Source organism: Variovorax sp. 01N429 (assembly GCF_056399425.1).
The window spans coordinates 50,328-65,974 of sequence record NZ_JBFTRG010000011.1; the positions used below are offsets into that span (position 1 = coordinate 50,328).

Consider the following 15,647-nt stretch of genomic DNA (forward strand, 5'->3'; position numbering starts at 1 on the left):
TTTTCCCTGCGAAAACTGAAGGAGCACGCCCATGACGACGGCTGCCGAGATCGAGCATCTCCAACAACACGGTCTTTATTCCGCCGCTGACGAGCACGACGCGTGCGGCGTTGGCTTCGTGGCCCATATCAAGGGCGAAAAGAGCCATGCCATTGTGTTGCAGGGCCTCAAGATTCTTGAGAACCTGGACCACCGCGGCGCAGTAGGCGCTGACAAACTGATGGGCGATGGCGCGGGGATCCTGATCCAGCTGCCGGACCTGCTGTACCGCGAGGAGATGGCAAAGCAGGGCGTCACGCTTCCCCCTCCTGGCGAGTACGGCGTCGGCATGATCTTCCTGCCCAAAGAGCACGCCTCGCGCGAAGCCTGCGAGCAGGAAATGGAACGCGCCATCAAGGTCGAAGGCCAGGTCCTGCTGGGCTGGCGCGATGTGCCGGTCAACCGCGACATGCCGATGTCGCCCAACGTGCGCGCCAAGGAGCCGCTGTTGCGTCAGGTCTTCATCGGCCGTGGCAACGACGTCATCGTGCAGGACGCGCTGGAGCGGAAGCTCTATGTGATCCGCAAGACCGCCAGCGCCAACATCCAGCGCCTGAAGCTCAAGCACAGCAAGGAATACTACGTTCCGAGCATGTCGAGCCGCACGGTGGTCTACAAGGGTCTGCTGCTCGCCGATCAGGTCGGCACCTACTACCTCGATCTTCAGGACAAGCGTTGCGTCTCGGCCCTGGGCCTGGTGCACCAGCGTTTCTCGACCAACACCTTCCCCGAGTGGCCGCTCGCGCACCCGTATCGCTACGTGGCGCACAACGGCGAGATCAACACTGTCAAAGGCAACTACAACTGGATGAAGGCGCGCGAAGGCGTCATGTCTTCGCCAGTACTGGGCGCCGACTTGCAGAAGCTCTATCCGATCAGCTTTGCCGGCCAGTCTGACACCGCGACCTTCGACAACTGCCTCGAACTGCTCACCATGGCTGGCTATCCGATCAGCCAGGCCGTGATGATGATGATCCCCGAGCCGTGGGAACAGCACGCCACCATGGATCCGCGTCGCCGCGCGTTCTATGAGTACCACGCCGCGATGCTGGAGCCGTGGGATGGCCCGGCTTCGATCGTCTTCACGGACGGCCGGCAGATCGGCGCTACGCTCGACCGCAACGGCCTGCGTCCCTCGCGCTACTGCGTGACGGATGACGATCTGGTCATCATGGGTTCGGAATCCGGCGTGCTGCCCGTGCCTGAACAGAAGATCGTCCGCAAGTGGCGTCTTCAGCCGGGAAAGATGTTCCTCATCGACCTCGAGCAAGGCCGCATGATCGACGATGAGGAAGTCAAGGCGACCCTCGCGAACAGCAAGCCGTACAAGCAATGGATCGAAAACCTGCGCATCAAGCTCGACAGCGTCGAGGCTGAGACGGTGCAGCCGCCGTCGAGCCAGGTGAGCCTGCTCGACCGCCAGCAAGCGTTCGGCTACACGCAAGAGGACATCAAGTTCCTGATGAGCCCGATGGCCGCGGCAGGCGAAGAGGGCATCGGGTCGATGGGCAACGACAGCCCGCTGGCCGTGCTCTCAAACAAGAACAAGCCGCTCTACAACTACTTCAAGCAGTTGTTCGCGCAGGTGACGAACCCGCCGATCGATCCGATCCGCGAAGCCATCGTGATGTCGCTCGTGTCCTTCATCGGACCGAAGCCGAACCTGCTGGACATCAACCAGGTCAACCCGCCGATGCGGCTCGAAGTGAGCCAGCCAATCCTCGACTTTGCCGATATGGCCAAGCTGCGCGACATCGGCAAGTACACGCAGGGCAAGTTCAAGAGCTATACGCTGGACATCACCTATCCGCTCGGCTGGGGCGAAGAAGGCGTGGAAGCCAAGCTGGCCTCACTCTGCGCGGAAGCGGTGGATGCGATCAAGGGCGGACACAACATCCTGATCGTGAGCGACCGCGGCGTCAGTCCCACCCAGATCGCCATCCCTGCGCTGCTGGCGCTGTCGGCGATTCATCAATACCTCGTTCGCGAGGGACTGCGCACCACGGCGGGCCTCGTCGTCGAGACGGGCTCCGCGCGCGAAGTCCATCACTTCGGCGTGCTCGCCGGCTATGGCGCCGAAGCGGTGCATCCGTACCTGGCGATGGAAACCCTCGCCGCGATGCATGAAGATCTCTCAGGCGACCTGAGCGCTGAAAAGGCCATCTACAACTACGTCAAGGCGGTGGGCAAGGGCCTGTCGAAGATAATGTCGAAGATGGGTGTCAGCACCTACATGAGCTACTGCGGCGCCCAGTTGTTCGAAGCCATCGGCCTCAACAGCGAGACGGTCGAGAAGTATTTCACCGGCACTGCGAGCCGCGTCGAAGGCATTGGCGTGTTCGACATCGCCGAAGAGGCGATCCGCATGCACAAGGCGGCTTTCAGCGATGACCCGGTTCTCTCGCGCATGCTCGACGCTGGCGGCGAATACGCCTGGCGTACGCGTGGCGAGGAGCACATGTGGACGCCCGACGCGATCGCCAAGCTGCAGCACAGCACCCGCGCCAACAACTTCAACACCTACAAGGAATACGCGCAGATCATCAACGACCAGAACCGCCGTCATCTGACGTTGCGCGGTCTGTTCGAGTTCAAGATCGATCCGGCCAAGGCGATTCCGGTGGACGAGGTCGAATCGGCAGCGGAGATCGTCAAGCGTTTTGCCACAGGTGCGATGTCGCTCGGCTCCATCAGCACCGAAGCGCATTCGACGTTGGCTGTGGCGATGAACCGCATCGGCGGCAAGAGCAACACCGGCGAGGGTGGCGAAGACCCGGCCCGCTATCGCAACGAGCTCAAGGGCATTCCGATCAAGGTCGGCGACACGCTCAAGAGCGTGATCGGCGAGGCGAACGTCGAGGTGGACCTTCCGCTGAAGGACGGTGACTCGCTGCGTTCGAAGATCAAGCAGGTCGCGTCCGGCCGCTTCGGCGTGACGGCCGAGTACCTCTCGTCCGCCGACCAGTTGCAGATCAAGATGGCCCAGGGCGCCAAGCCCGGTGAAGGCGGCCAATTGCCAGGCGGCAAGGTGTCCAACTACATCGGCCAGTTGCGCTACTCGGTACCTGGCGTCGGCCTGATTTCGCCGCCGCCTCACCACGACATCTATTCGATCGAAGATCTCGCGCAGTTGATTCACGACCTGAAGAACGTCGCGCCGCATGCGAGCGTCAGCGTCAAGCTGGTGAGCGAAGTGGGGGTCGGCACTATCGCGGCCGGCGTCGCCAAGTGCAAGAGCGACCACGTCGTGATCGCCGGTCATGACGGCGGCACGGGCGCATCGCCCTGGTCGTCGATCAAGCATGCCGGCAGCCCGTGGGAAATCGGCTTGGCCGAGACGCAGCAGACGCTGGTGCTCAATCGCTTGCGCGGCCGCATCCGCGTGCAGGCCGACGGCCAGATGAAGACCGGCCGCGACGTCGCCATTGGCGCGCTGCTGGGCGCCGACGAGTTCGGCTTCGCGACTGCGCCGCTGGTGGTCGAGGGCTGCATCATGATGCGCAAATGCCACCTCAACACCTGCCCGGTCGGGGTGGCCACGCAGGATCCGACGCTGCGCAAGAAGTTCTCCGGGAAGCCTGAGCACGTGGTGAACTACTTCTTCTTCGTCGCCGAAGAAGTCCGTCAGATCATGGCGCAGCTCGGTGTGCGCAAGTTCGACGACCTCATCGGCCGCGCGGACCTGCTGGACACCAAGAAGGGCATCGAGCACTGGAAGGCGCGCGGCCTGGACTTCAGCCGCCTCTTCGCGCAGCCGAACGTGCCGGCCGACGTGCCGCGCTACCACGTCGAATCGCAAGATCATGGTCTTCAGAAGAGCCTGGACAACAAGCTGATCGAGCGTTCGCGCCCGGCGATCGACAAGGGCGAGAAGGTCCAGTTCATCGAGGTGGCGCGCAACGTGAACCGTTCGGTCGGTGCGATGCTGTCCGGCGCGTTGACGAAGGTGCACCCTCAAGGTTTGCCGGACGACTCGATTCGCATCCAGCTCGAAGGCACAGGCGGCCAGTCTTTCGGCGCCTTCCTGGCGCGCGGCATCACGCTGTACCTGATCGGCGACGCGAACGACTACACAGGCAAGGGGCTTTCGGGCGGCCGTGTCGTGGTTCGACCAAGCCTGGACTTCCGCGGAGAGGCCATACGCAACACCATCGTCGGCAACACCGCGCTCTACGGCGCAACCACGGGAGAGGCCTATCTTTGCGGCGTCGCGGGTGAGCGCTTTGCAGTTCGGCTGTCGGGCGCCACGGCAGTGGTCGAAGGCACCGGAGACCACGGTTGCGAATACATGACCGGCGGCACGGTGGCCGTGCTCGGCAAGACGGGCCGCAACTTCGCGGCGGGCATGAGCGGCGGCGTCGCTTTCGTCTACGACGAAGACGGCCAATTTGCTTCGCGCTGCAATCTCTCGATGGTGTCGCTGGACAAGGTGCTGACCTCGGCCGAGCAGGTGGCCAGCGTGCACCGCAAGATCTGGCACGACGGCGAGACCGATGAAGCGCAGCTCAGGAAGCTGCTCGAAGACCACCACCGCTGGACGGGCAGCAAGCGCGCGCGCGAACTGCTCGACAACTGGGCGGTCGCCCGCACGAAGTTCGTCAAGGTGTTCCCGAACGAATACAAGCGCGCACTGGCCGAGATGCACGACCGCGAGGTCGAACTCACCAGCAGCGGCAACAACGCGCATGCCGGCATGGAGCCGCATGCAGCAACGGCTGCCAAGCCCGTCGCTGCAGTCTGACGCGCACGAGAACGAAGAACAGAGGAAAGCACGATGGGAAAAATCACCGGCTTCATGGAGCATGAGCGTATCGAGGAGGGCTACAAGCCCGTCGACGAACGGGTCAAGCACTTCAAGGAATTCGTCATCGGACTGGACGACACGCAGGCCAAGGTGCAGGGCGCGCGTTGCATGGATTGCGGCACGCCGTTTTGCAACAGCGGCTGCCCGGTCAACAACATCATTCCGGACTTCAACGACCTGGTCTATCGCGCCGACTGGCAAAGCGCTTTCGTGGTGCTCGATTCGACCAACAATTTTCCGGAGTTCACCGGCCGCATCTGCCCCGCGCCCTGCGAGGCGGCTTGCGTGCTCAATGTGAACGACGATCCAGTGGGGATCAAGTCGATCGAGCACGCGATCATCGACAGGGCCTGGGATGAAGGCTGGGTCACTTCGCGCCCTGCCAAGCACAGGACCGGCAAGAAGGTCGCGGTCATCGGCTCCGGTCCGGCCGGCATGGCGGCGGCCCAGCAATTGGCGCGCGCCGGCCATGACGTGACCCTCTTCGAGAAGAACGACCGCATTGGCGGCCTGCTGCGCTACGGCATTCCCGACTTCAAGATGGAGAAGGTGCACATCGATCGCCGCGTCGATCAGATGAAGGGCGAGGGCGTGACCTTCCGTACCGGCGTGATGGTCGGTGCTGCCAAGGATCCGCTGGGCAAGGGCTCCAAGGTCACCAATTGGGCCAAGGAAATCGTCACGCCTGAGCAGCTCGACAAGGAATTCGACGCGGTACTGCTCACCGGCGGCGCGGAGCAGTCGCGCGACTTGCCCGTGCCCGGCCGTGATCTCGACGGAATCCATTTCGCGATGGAGTTTCTGCCGCAGCAGAACAAGGTCAATGCGGGCGACAAGGTCAAGGGTCAGCTTCGCGCCGACGGCAAGCACGTCATCGTGATCGGCGGCGGCGATACCGGCTCCGATTGCGTGGGCACCAGCAATCGCCATGGCGCAGTGAGCGTGACGCAGTTCGAACTCATGCCCCAGCCGCCGGAAGAGGAAAACCGTCCGCTCACCTGGCCCTACTGGCCGTACAAGCTGCGCACCAGTTCGAGCCACGAAGAGGGTTGCGAACGCGAATTCGCCATCTCGACCAAGGAGTTCATCGGCGAAAAGGGCAAGGTCACGGGCCTCAAGACCGTTCGCGTCGAGTGGAAGGACGGCAAGATGGTCGAGGTGCCCGGCAGCGAACAAGTGCTCAAGGCCGACCTCGTACTGCTCGCAATGGGCTTTGTGAGCCCCGTCGCCAATGTGCTGGATGCGTTCGGTGTCGAAAAGGACGCGCGCGGCAATGCAAAGGCCACAGTGGACTTCATCGGTGGCTACGCAACGAACGTACCCAAGGTGTTCGCCGCCGGTGATATTCGCCGCGGCCAGTCACTGGTGGTATGGGCCATCCGCGAAGGCCGCCAGGCAGCGCGCGCGGTGGATGAATTCCTGATGGGATTCAGCGACCTGCCACGCTGAAGCGGCGGCCGAAGCGAGGGAAGCAGCGGGCGGAAAAAGGGGCCCCGCTTTCGGATTTGTCTGGGCCGGCCGGCCGCTTGTGCTTCCCGTATCATTGCGCCGTACCGCGAGCCGGGATGCCTTAGGGTGCCCGGCTTTTTCATTGCCCATGGACACATCCCCTCCCACCTCAGTTGTCGAATTTCACAACGTCATCTTCGGATACGGCGCGCGTGCCATCCTCGACGGCGTTACGTTCTCCGTGCCGCGCGGCAAGGTAACTGCCCTCATGGGAGCGTCTGGCGGCGGAAAGACGACGGTCCTGCGGCTGATCGGTGGCCAGTTGCGCGCGCAGCGCGGTGAGGTCCTGGTGAACGGGCAGGATGTCGGCAAGCTCGATTCCGACGCCCTCTATGCCGCACGGCGCCGAATGGGCATGCTGTTCCAGTTCGGAGCGCTCTTCACCGACATGAGTGTGTTCGACAACGTCGCGTTTCCCCTTCGCGAACACACGGCGCTTTCTGAATCCCTCATTCGCGACATCGTGCTCATGAAGCTCGACGCGGTCGGCTTGCGCGGCGCGCGGCAGCTGATGCCCAGCGAAGTGTCGGGCGGCATGGCGCGGCGCGTGGCATTGGCCCGGGCCATTGCACTCGATCCCGATCTCGTGATGTACGACGAGCCCTTTGCGGGGCTCGATCCCATTTCGCTAGGCACGGCAGCGCGACTGATCCGGCAGCTCAACGACACGTTGGGTCTGACCAGCATCATCGTTTCGCACGATCTCGAAGAGACATTCCGCATTGCCGACCACGTGATCATCATTGCCAACGGCGGCATTGCGGCGCAGGGCCGCCCTGAAGAAGTCCGTCGCAGCAACGACCCACTGGTTCATCAGTTCGTCAATGCGCTGCCCGAAGGACCGGTGCACTTCCACTATCCGGCCGTAGCGGTCGAGGACGACTTCGGCAACGCCCAGGGAGGGCGGGCATGAGTTGGTATCGGCCGGCGGACATTGGCTTCGCAGTGCGCAGCAAGCTCGCGGACCTGGGCCTTGGCGCCCGGCTATTCCTGAGATTGTTCATACGCGGAGCGGGCAGCTTGCGCCGCTTTGGACTGGTGCGCGACCAGATTCATTTCCTTGGCAACTATTCGCTTGCGATCATCGCGGTGTCCGGTCTGTTCGTCGGGTTCGTGCTCGGGCTGCAGGGCTACTACACATTGCAGCGCTACGGTTCCTCCGAGGCGCTGGGATTGCTCGTGGCACTCAGCCTCGTCCGTGAACTCGGCCCGGTTGTTGCGGCGCTGTTGTTCGCCGGGCGGGCGGGCACTTCCCTCACGGCGGAGATCGGCCTGATGAAGGCTGGCGAGCAGCTCAGTGCCATGGAAATGATGGCTGTGGATCCGGTGCAACGCATTCTTGCCCCGCGGTTCTGGGCCGGCGTCATCACGATGCCGCTGCTGGCTGCGGTGTTCAGCGCTGTGGGCGTGTTGGGTGGTTACGTCGTGGGCGTCCTGATGCTGGGCGTCGACCCTGGGGCATTCTGGGGGCAGATGCAGACTGGCGTGGATGTCTGGAAGGATGTTGGCAATGGTGTCGTCAAGAGCATCGTGTTCGGGCTGACGGTCACCTTCGTGGCACTGCTGCAAGGCTATGCGTCACAGCCAACCCCTGAAGGCGTCTCCCGCGCCACTACACGCACTGTGGTCGTCGCTTCGCTCGCCGTGCTGGGGCTCGACTTCCTGCTGACCGCCATGATGTTCAGCATCTAGAAAAAACGATCAGGAGAGTGCAAGACATGCAACGTTCAAACAAAGATATCTGGGTCGGCCTGTTCGTGCTGATTGGTGCCGCCGCGCTGCTTTTTCTCGCGCTCCAGTCGGCCAACCTGTTGAGCCTCAACTTCCAGAAGACCTATACAGTGACCGCGCGTTTCGACAACATCGGTGGTTTGAAGCCGCAGACGGCGGTCAAAAGCGCGGGCGTCGTTGTTGGGCGTGTCGAATCGATCACGTTTGACGACAAGAACTTCCAGGCCAGCGTCGCGATTGCGCTGCAAAGCCGATACAGTTTCCCGAAGGACAGTTCGCTCAAGATCCTGACCAGCGGCTTGCTGGGCGAGCAATACGTCGGAATCGAAGCTGGCGCCGATGAAAAGAACCTGCAGGCCGGCGACGTCATCACGTCGACGCAATCCGCAGTCGTGCTCGAGAATCTGATCGGTCAGTTTCTATACAGCAAGGCTGCAGAGGGCAGCACGCCGTCAGGCAATTCAAACAAGAAATGAACCCACGATCCCTTTTTGACATGTCGAATGCGCTTGCTGCGTGCCTGCGAGGCTTGACCGTCGGCGCTCTTGTCATGCTCGCTGGTTGCGCAACTGGCCCGAACGCCAATCCGGCTGACCCGCTCGAGCCGCTCAATCGCCAGGTCGCGCGCTTCAACGACACCGTGGACGACGCCGTGCTGCGCCCGGTCGCGACGGTCTATCGCCGATTCCTTCCCTCACCGGTTCGCACGGGCGTGAACAACTTCTTCGGCAATCTCTCGGACGTGTGGAGCTTTGCCAACAGCGTGGCGCAGCTCAAGCTGCAAGACAGTGCACAAACCTTCATGCGCGTGAACGTCAACACGTTCTTCGGGCTTGGCGGATTGCTCGACATCGCGACAGAGGCCGGAATCGATCGCCACACCGAGGACTTCGGCCAGACGCTGGGTCACTGGGGTGTGCCAAGCGGTCCTTACCTGGTGCTTCCGCTGCTCGGTCCATCGACGTTCCGGGATACCGCTGCGCTCGTGGTGGACGTGAACGGCGACCCCGTCAACTATGTGACCAATATTCCGCTGCGAAACTCCATGTATGCACTTCGCTTGGTGGACCTGCGCTCCAACCTTCTGCGCGCGGGGCAGCTTTTGCAGGATGCCGCGCTTGACAAGTATTCGTTCACCCGCGACGCCTTCTTGCAACGTCGCCGCAATGACATTAACGATGGCAAATTGTCCGACGACTGAAGCCGTTGGATGACTGCGGGGTTTGCAATCCGTTGCTGCGAGCCTCGTGAGGCCATGGAACCGTGGCACTTGGTGCGGCGTCCAACACCGCTCGACCGATCAAGACTTCGAACAAGGGATTAGACCGATGAATCAGATTTTTCAACGCCGATTTTTGGGGCGCCTTGCGCTCGCCGGCCTGCTCATGGTCGGCGCGGCCTTGACGTTGGTACAGCCTGCCCGCGCAGCCGACGAATCGCCCGACGCGCTCGTCAAGCGCATTTCTGCGGACGTGCTCGACACCATCAAGGCTGACAAGTCGATCAAGGCCGGCGACATCAACAAGATCATGGCGCTGGTGAACACCAAGATCATGCCCAACGTGAACTTCGAGCGCATGACTGCTTCCGCGGTCGGGCCTGCCTGGCGTCAGGCGACGCCCGACCAGAAGCAACGGCTGGAAGAGGAATTCAAGAAGCTGCTGGTGCGGACTTACGCGGGGGCGCTCGATCAAGTCAGTGATCAGACCGTGAGCGTGCGGCCTTTCAGAGGCTCGCCAGACGAGAAGGAAGTGCTGGTTCGCACTGAAATCCGCGGCGGCGGCGATCCCGTGCAGCTCGACTATCGGCTTGAGAAAACGCCCGGCGAAGCAGGCGGCTGGAAGATCTACAACATCAATGTGCTGGGCGTCTGGCTCGTCGACACCTACCGCACGCAGTTTTCGCAGCAGATCAACAGCAAGGGCATCGACGGCTTGATCGACGCGCTGGTTGCGCGGAACAAGAGCAATTCTGCCAACGGCAAGGGCTGATCGGCCATGCTGGTCCTGCCGCAGAAGCTGACCCACGACGAAGCGCCCGCTTGCGTTTACATGCTCCAGCGCGGTCTGGCCGGGCAGACGGACACCGCCACGGTGGTCGATGCCACTGCGTTGCAGCACTTCGATTCTTCAGCGCTCGCGGTGCTGCTCGAATGTCGGCGAGAGTCGAGCGCGCTAGGACGCGGCTTCGCCGTAAAGGGCCTGCCACCACGCCTGCGAGAGCTTGCTTCTTTGTACGGCGTTGCGGGACTTTTGCCTGCCGCGCCATAAAGAAGCGGCCAGACCTCTAAAATCGCGGGTTCCCATGCCCGCGATCTCCTTTCAATCGGTCTCAAAGACCTATCCTGCCTCACGCCAGCAACGGGCCCAGGGAACACCGGGTCTACGCGCCGTCGACAACGTGACCTTCCAGATCGAGGAAGGTGAATTCTTCGGCCTTCTCGGCCCGAACGGCGCAGGCAAAACCTCCCTCATCAGCATGCTCGCCGGACTTTCGCGTCCGACGGAAGGCGCAATCAGCGTGCACGGCTTCGACGTCCAGAAGCAGTACGCTGAAGCGCGCCGCCAACTTGGCGTGGTGCCGCAAGAGCTGGTTTTTGATCCGTTCTTCAACGTGCGCGAAGCTTTGCGCATCCAATCCGGCTACTTCGGCATCAAGAACAACGACGACTGGATCGACGAGCTCCTGCACAGCCTGGGGCTGGCCGACAAGGCCAATGCCAACATGCGTCAGCTCTCCGGCGGCATGAAGCGTCGCGTGCTGGTCGCCCAGGCGCTGGTGCACAAGCCGCCGGTAATCGTGCTCGACGAACCGACCGCAGGGGTCGACGTCGAATTGCGCCAGACCCTATGGCAGTTCATCGCCAAGCTCAACAAGCAAGGCAGCACGGTGCTGTTAACCACGCACTACCTGGAAGAAGCGGAGGCACTATGCCATCGCATTGCCATGTTGAAACTGGGTCGAGTGATCGCGCTGGACCGTACGAGCGAACTCCTCCGCTCCGCCGCGAGCAACGTTTTGCGCTTCAAGACCGACGGCATGCTGCCATGGTCCATTGCGCAGCACGCGCGCGTCACCGGACGCATCGTCCAACTGCCTGCCCAGAATGCTCGCGAAGTCGAGCAATTGCTTGCCGCAATCCGCGAAGCCGGCCTGGATGTCGAGGATGTCGAAATGCGCAAGGCTGACCTGGAAGACGTCTTTATCGACCTCATGGCCGGCGAGCAGACGCCCTTGGAGGTCGCAAGATGATGGTCAATGCGCTCGGGTGGCGCGCGCTGCTCTACAAGGAAACACTGCGCTTCTGGAAGGTAGGCTTCCAGACCGTCGGCGCCCCGGTGCTGACCGCAATGCTCTACCTGATGGTGTTCGGGCATGTGCTCGAAGACCACGTCAAGGTCTACGGGACTGTGAGCTATACGGCTTTTCTAGTACCGGGCCTCGTGATGATGAGCGTCTTGCAAAACGCTTTTGCCAATAGTTCGTCGTCCATCATCCAGAGCAAGATCATGGGCAGCCTGGTATTCGTGTTGCTCACGCCTTTGTCTCACTGGGGCTGGTTTTTTGCCTACGTCGGATCATCGATCGTACGCGGGCTGGCTGTCGGCTTGGGTGTGTTCGTCGTGACGGCGTTGTTCGCCGTGCCGGGGTTCGTCGCACCGTGGTGGATCGCCATTTTTGCCTTTCTGGGTGCTGCCATTCTGGGTACGTTGGGGCTGATTGCAGGTCTTTGGGCCGAGAAGTTCGATCAGATGGCCGTGTTCCAGAATTTCCTGATCATGCCCATGACCTTCCTGTCGGGCGTGTTCTATTCCATCGGCTCGCTGCCCCCTTTCTGGCAGACCGTCAGTCACCTGAACCCGTTTTTCTACATGATCGACGGCTTTCGCTATGGCTTCTTCGGTGTCAGCGACGTGTCGCCATGGCTGAGTTTCGCGATCGTCGGCACTGCGTGGTTGGTGGTCAGTGCGATCGCCGTTCACTTGCTGCGCATCGGCTACAAGATTCGCGGATAACCCTGATATGACTGCTGAAGAACTTCAATCGATCATCGCGGCAGGCATGGCCTGCGAGCACATCGCGCTCGAAGGAGATGGCAGGCACTGGTACGCGACGATCGTCTCCGCGGAGTTCGAGGGCAAGCGCGCCATCCAGCGTCATCAGCGTGTTTACGCCACCCTGGGTGCCAAAATGCATACCGACGAGGTGCATGCGCTCTCGATGAAAACGTATACGCCCGCCGAATGGGCGAGCCAGAACTCTTCGCCTTCTCGCTAGACCTCCGCTGGATTTCACATGGACAAACTTCTGATTCGCGGCGGGCGTACGCTTCGCGGCGAGGTACTCATTTCCGGCGCCAAGAACGCCGCCTTGCCCGAACTCTGCGCGGCACTGCTGACGGATCAACCGGTGACGCTGCACAACGTGCCTCGCCTCAAGGACGTGGCGACGATGCTCAAGCTGATTCACAACATGGGTGTCGCAGCCGAGCGGGATGACAACGGCACAGTCCGCATCAACGCGCGATCGCTCGAAGTCCCCGAAGCGCCGTACGAACTTGTCAAGACGATGCGCGCTTCGGTGCTTGCATTGGGGCCGCTTCTTGCGCGCTTCGGCAAGGCCAAGGTGTCGCTGCCGGGCGGCTGCGCCATCGGATCGCGCCCTGTCGACCAGCACATCAAGGGCATGCAGGCCATGGGCGCTGACATCGTGGTCGAGCACGGCTATATGGTCGCGAGCGTCGGTGGGGGCCGCAAGCGCCTGCATGGCGCGCGCATCACCACCGACATGGTCACCGTCACCGGTACCGAGAATTTCCTCATGGCAGCCGCGCTGGCAGAGGGCGAGACGGTGCTCGAGAACGCCGCCCAGGAACCCGAGATTGCCGACCTTGCCGAGATGCTGATCGCCATGGGCGCAAAGATCGAAGGGCACGGCACCAGCCGCATCCGCATTCAGGGCGTGGACAAGCTGCGCGGATGCACCCACCAGGTGGTGGCGGACCGGATCGAAACGGGCACCTTCCTGTGCGCCGTGGCGGCTACGGGCGGCGACGTGCTCCTCAAGCACGGTCGGGCCGACCATCTCGATGCCGTGATCGAAAAGCTTCGCGCCGCAGGGGCTGAAGTGACCGCCGTCGATGGTGGCATCCGCGTGCAAAGTCGCGGCCGCCTCAAGGCGCAGAGCTTCCGCACCACCGAATACCCCGGCTTTCCGACGGACATGCAGGCGCAGTTCATGGCGCTGAACGTAATCTCGGAGGGCACTTCGACGGTGACCGAGACGATTTTCGAGAACCGCTTCATGCACGTCGACGAGATGCTGCGCCTGGGCGCCCGCATCCAGACCGACGGCAAGGTGGCAGTGCTCGAGGGAGTACCGCAGCTGTCGGGTGCAACGGTGATGGCAACCGACTTGCGCGCGTCGGCCAGCCTTGTCATCGCAGGACTCGTGGCGGACGGCGAGACGCTGGTGGATCGCATCTACCACCTGGACCGCGGCTATGACCGAATGGAAACCAAGCTGCGCGGACTCGGTGCCGACATTGAACGCGTCGCCGGGCCTGCCGAGGTGCAGCCATGATCACGCTGGCGCTCTCGAAGGGACGAATCTTCGAGGAGACCATGCCTCTGCTTGCTGCTGCCGGCATCGAGGTGACGGAAGATCCCGAGAAGTCCCGCAAGCTGATTCTGGCGACGACTCGGCCGGAAGTGCGTGTGGTGCTGGTGCGGGCGTCCGATGTGCCGACCTACGTGCAGTACGGTGGCGCCGACCTCGGCGTTACCGGGCTCGACGTTCTGCTCGAGCACGGAAACCAGGGCTTGTATCAGCCGCTCGATCTGCGCATCGCGGCCTGCCGCCTCAGTGTCGCGGTTCGCGCCGACTACGATTACGCTTCGGCCGTGAAGCAGGGTTCGCGCATCAAGGTCGCGACCAAGTACGTCGGATTGGCGCGCGACTTCTTCGCGAGCAAGGGCGTGCACGTGGACCTGATCAAGCTGTACGGCAGCATGGAGCTCGCTCCGCTGACGGGTCTGGCGGACGCCATCGTCGATCTGGTGTCGACGGGCAACACCTTGAAAGCCAATCAACTGGTGGAAGTCGAACGCATCATGGACATCAGCGCACGGTTGGTCGTCAACCAGGCTGCGCTCAAGCTCAAGCGTGAAGCGATCCGTCGCATCGTCGATGCTTTCGAATCTGCCATACCTTCTTCGTGACAGTGCACCCGCCATGAACCTGAAAGCAGTCCCCGCCCGTCTGTCGACCGGTTCGGCCACCTTCGAGGCCGAATTCAAGGCACGCCTCCATTGGTCCGCGGAGGCAGATGCTGCAATCGAGCAGGTCGTGGCGGACATTCTTGCCGACGTGCAACGTCGTGGTGACGCGGCAGTGCTCGAATACACCCGTCGGTTCGACCGGCTCGACGTGGCCACCATGGACGCACTCGAACTCACGGCCGTCGAACTGCGCGAAGCTTTCGAGTCGCTTCCTCACGCCCAGCGAGAAGCGCTGGAAGCCGCTGCAAGCCGCGTGCGCAGCTATCACGAAGCGCAGAAGACGGCGAGCGGCGAAAGCTGGAGCTACCGCGACGCGGACGGGACGCTGCTGGGGCAGAAAGTCACGCCACTGGACCGCGTCGGCATCTACGTTCCTGGAGGCAAGGCCGCCTATCCGTCGAGCGTCCTGATGAACGCCATTCCTGCGCATGTTGCCGGTGTCGGCGAAATCATCATGGTCGTGCCGACGCCCGGCGGCGAAAAGAATCCGCTGGTGCTCGCCGCGGCGCACGTCGCCGGTGTGACGCGCGCCTTCACCATCGGTGGGGCGCAGGCGGTGGCGGCGCTGGCTTACGGCACTGGCTCGGTGTCCGCGGTGGACAAGATCACGGGTCCGGGCAATGCCTATGTGGCTGCCGCGAAGCGCCGCGTGTTCGGCACCGTCGGCATCGACATGATTGCGGGCCCCAGCGAAATCCTGGTGCTTGCCGACGGCACGACGCCGCCGGATTGGGTGGCAATGGACCTGTTCAGCCAGGCAGAGCACGACGAACTGGCGCAGAGCATTCTGCTGTGCCCTGATGCGGCCTACATTGAGCGCGTTCAGCAGGAAATCGATCGACTCCTGCCCTCCATGCCACGCGCGGCAATCATCGCGGCGTCCCTCAGCGGACGTGGCGCGCTGATCCACACGCGAAGCATGGAAGAGGCGTGCGAGATCAGCAACCGGATTGCGCCGGAGCATCTGGAGGTGAGCAGCCGTGAGCCGCATCGCTGGGAACCGCTGCTCAAGCATGCGGGTGCGATCTTTCTCGGTGCGTACACGAGCGAAAGCCTGGGCGACTACTGCGCGGGCCCGAACCACGTTCTGCCGACCAGCGGCACGGCGCGTTTCAGCTCTCCGCTGGGCGTGTACGACTTCCAGAAACGTTCGAGCCTCATCGAGGTCAGCGAAGCCGGCGCGCAGGTTCTGGGGCGCGTCGCCATGGTTCTGGCAGAGGGCGAGGGGCTGTCCGCGCACGCCGAGGCTGCACGCATGCGACTGCGCTGATGGTCTTTGGAAG

General features: G+C 62.6%; 14 protein-coding genes. All 14 read left to right on the forward strand.

From position 1 onward, the window contains the following. Nucleotides 1-31: 31 nt before the first annotated feature. The gene (locus AC1DSF_RS19765) at nucleotides 32-4,780 is read left to right on the forward strand and encodes a glutamate synthase-related protein (protein WP_478125463.1); all 4,749 of its coding nucleotides are present in this window, start codon (nucleotides 32-34) and stop codon (nucleotides 4,778-4,780) included. A gap of 33 nt (nucleotides 4,781-4,813) precedes the next feature. After that, nucleotides 4,814-6,292 carry a glutamate synthase subunit beta gene (locus tag AC1DSF_RS19770; protein ID WP_478145326.1) on the forward strand — a complete coding sequence of 493 codons (1,479 nt, stop codon included), beginning with the start codon at nucleotides 4,814-4,816 and terminating at the stop codon, nucleotides 6,290-6,292. Nucleotides 6,293-6,440: 148 nt separating this feature from the next. After that, entirely contained in the window at nucleotides 6,441-7,265 is an 825-nt protein-coding gene (locus AC1DSF_RS19775; protein WP_478125465.1) for an ABC transporter ATP-binding protein, read from the forward strand. After that, complete coding sequence (gene mlaE, locus AC1DSF_RS19780; RefSeq protein ID WP_478125466.1) at nucleotides 7,262-8,044, forward strand: lipid asymmetry maintenance ABC transporter permease subunit MlaE; 783 nt, start codon at nucleotides 7,262-7,264, stop codon at nucleotides 8,042-8,044. Before AC1DSF_RS19775 ends, mlaE begins: the two co-directional genes overlap by 4 nt. 26 nt (nucleotides 8,045-8,070) lie before the next feature. Then, on the forward strand, nucleotides 8,071-8,559 hold the full coding sequence (gene mlaD, locus AC1DSF_RS19785; protein ID WP_478125467.1) for an outer membrane lipid asymmetry maintenance protein MlaD: 489 nt from the start codon (nucleotides 8,071-8,073) through the stop codon (nucleotides 8,557-8,559). A 20-nt stretch (nucleotides 8,560-8,579) separates the two neighbouring features. Beyond that, complete coding sequence (locus AC1DSF_RS19790) at nucleotides 8,580-9,284, forward strand: MlaA family lipoprotein (protein ID WP_478145401.1); 705 nt, start codon at nucleotides 8,580-8,582, stop codon at nucleotides 9,282-9,284. A 127-nt stretch (nucleotides 9,285-9,411) separates the two neighbouring features. After that, on the forward strand, nucleotides 9,412-10,074 hold the full coding sequence (locus AC1DSF_RS19795) for an MlaC/ttg2D family ABC transporter substrate-binding protein (protein ID WP_478125468.1): 663 nt from the start codon (nucleotides 9,412-9,414) through the stop codon (nucleotides 10,072-10,074). Nucleotides 10,075-10,080: 6 nt separating this feature from the next. Next, nucleotides 10,081-10,353, forward strand: a complete 273-nt coding sequence (locus AC1DSF_RS19800) for an STAS domain-containing protein (RefSeq protein WP_478125469.1) — start codon at nucleotides 10,081-10,083, stop codon at nucleotides 10,351-10,353. A gap of 34 nt (nucleotides 10,354-10,387) precedes the next feature. Continuing rightward, nucleotides 10,388-11,335, forward strand: a complete 948-nt coding sequence (locus AC1DSF_RS19805) for an ABC transporter ATP-binding protein (protein WP_478125470.1) — start codon at nucleotides 10,388-10,390, stop codon at nucleotides 11,333-11,335. Then, on the forward strand, nucleotides 11,335-12,099 hold the full coding sequence (locus AC1DSF_RS19810) for an ABC transporter permease (protein ID WP_478125834.1): 765 nt from the start codon (nucleotides 11,335-11,337) through the stop codon (nucleotides 12,097-12,099). Before AC1DSF_RS19805 ends, AC1DSF_RS19810 begins: the two co-directional genes overlap by 1 nt. 7 nt (nucleotides 12,100-12,106) lie before the next feature. After that, entirely contained in the window at nucleotides 12,107-12,361 is a 255-nt protein-coding gene (locus tag AC1DSF_RS19815; protein WP_478125471.1) for a BolA family protein, read from the forward strand. Nucleotides 12,362-12,379: 18 nt separating this feature from the next. Beyond that, the gene (gene murA / locus AC1DSF_RS19820) at nucleotides 12,380-13,666 is read left to right on the forward strand and encodes a UDP-N-acetylglucosamine 1-carboxyvinyltransferase (protein ID WP_478125472.1); all 1,287 of its coding nucleotides are present in this window, start codon (nucleotides 12,380-12,382) and stop codon (nucleotides 13,664-13,666) included. After that, the gene (gene hisG, locus AC1DSF_RS19825) at nucleotides 13,663-14,304 is read left to right on the forward strand and encodes an ATP phosphoribosyltransferase (RefSeq protein ID WP_478125473.1); all 642 of its coding nucleotides are present in this window, start codon (nucleotides 13,663-13,665) and stop codon (nucleotides 14,302-14,304) included. Before murA ends, hisG begins: the two co-directional genes overlap by 4 nt. Nucleotides 14,305-14,317: 13 nt before the next feature. Next, nucleotides 14,318-15,634: a histidinol dehydrogenase gene (gene hisD, locus AC1DSF_RS19830; RefSeq protein WP_478125474.1), complete on the forward strand. Its 1,317-nt coding sequence runs from the start codon at nucleotides 14,318-14,320 to the stop codon at nucleotides 15,632-15,634. Nucleotides 15,635-15,647: the final 13 nt, after the last annotated feature.

Excerpts from the sequence above, each read along its gene's own strand:
- AC1DSF_RS19765 (WP_478125463.1), top strand. The coding sequence starts at position 32 with ATGACGACGGCTGCCGAGATCGAGCATCTCCAACAACACGGTCTTTAT.
- AC1DSF_RS19770 (WP_478145326.1), top strand. The coding sequence starts at position 4,814 with ATGGGAAAAATCACCGGCTTCATGGAGCATGAGCGTATCGAGGAGGGC.
- AC1DSF_RS19775 (WP_478125465.1), top strand. The coding sequence starts at position 6,441 with ATGGACACATCCCCTCCCACCTCAGTTGTCGAATTTCACAACGTCATC.
- mlaE (WP_478125466.1), top strand. The coding sequence starts at position 7,262 with ATGAGTTGGTATCGGCCGGCGGACATTGGCTTCGCAGTGCGCAGCAAG.
- mlaD (WP_478125467.1), top strand. The coding sequence starts at position 8,071 with ATGCAACGTTCAAACAAAGATATCTGGGTCGGCCTGTTCGTGCTGATT.
- AC1DSF_RS19790 (WP_478145401.1), top strand. The coding sequence starts at position 8,580 with ATGTCGAATGCGCTTGCTGCGTGCCTGCGAGGCTTGACCGTCGGCGCT.
- AC1DSF_RS19795 (WP_478125468.1), top strand. The coding sequence starts at position 9,412 with ATGAATCAGATTTTTCAACGCCGATTTTTGGGGCGCCTTGCGCTCGCC.
- AC1DSF_RS19800 (WP_478125469.1), top strand. The coding sequence starts at position 10,081 with ATGCTGGTCCTGCCGCAGAAGCTGACCCACGACGAAGCGCCCGCTTGC.
- AC1DSF_RS19805 (WP_478125470.1), top strand. The coding sequence starts at position 10,388 with ATGCCCGCGATCTCCTTTCAATCGGTCTCAAAGACCTATCCTGCCTCA.
- AC1DSF_RS19810 (WP_478125834.1), top strand. The coding sequence starts at position 11,335 with ATGGTCAATGCGCTCGGGTGGCGCGCGCTGCTCTACAAGGAAACACTG.
- AC1DSF_RS19815 (WP_478125471.1), top strand. The coding sequence starts at position 12,107 with ATGACTGCTGAAGAACTTCAATCGATCATCGCGGCAGGCATGGCCTGC.
- murA (WP_478125472.1), top strand. The coding sequence starts at position 12,380 with ATGGACAAACTTCTGATTCGCGGCGGGCGTACGCTTCGCGGCGAGGTA.
- hisG (WP_478125473.1), top strand. The coding sequence starts at position 13,663 with ATGATCACGCTGGCGCTCTCGAAGGGACGAATCTTCGAGGAGACCATG.
- hisD (WP_478125474.1), top strand. The coding sequence starts at position 14,318 with ATGAACCTGAAAGCAGTCCCCGCCCGTCTGTCGACCGGTTCGGCCACC.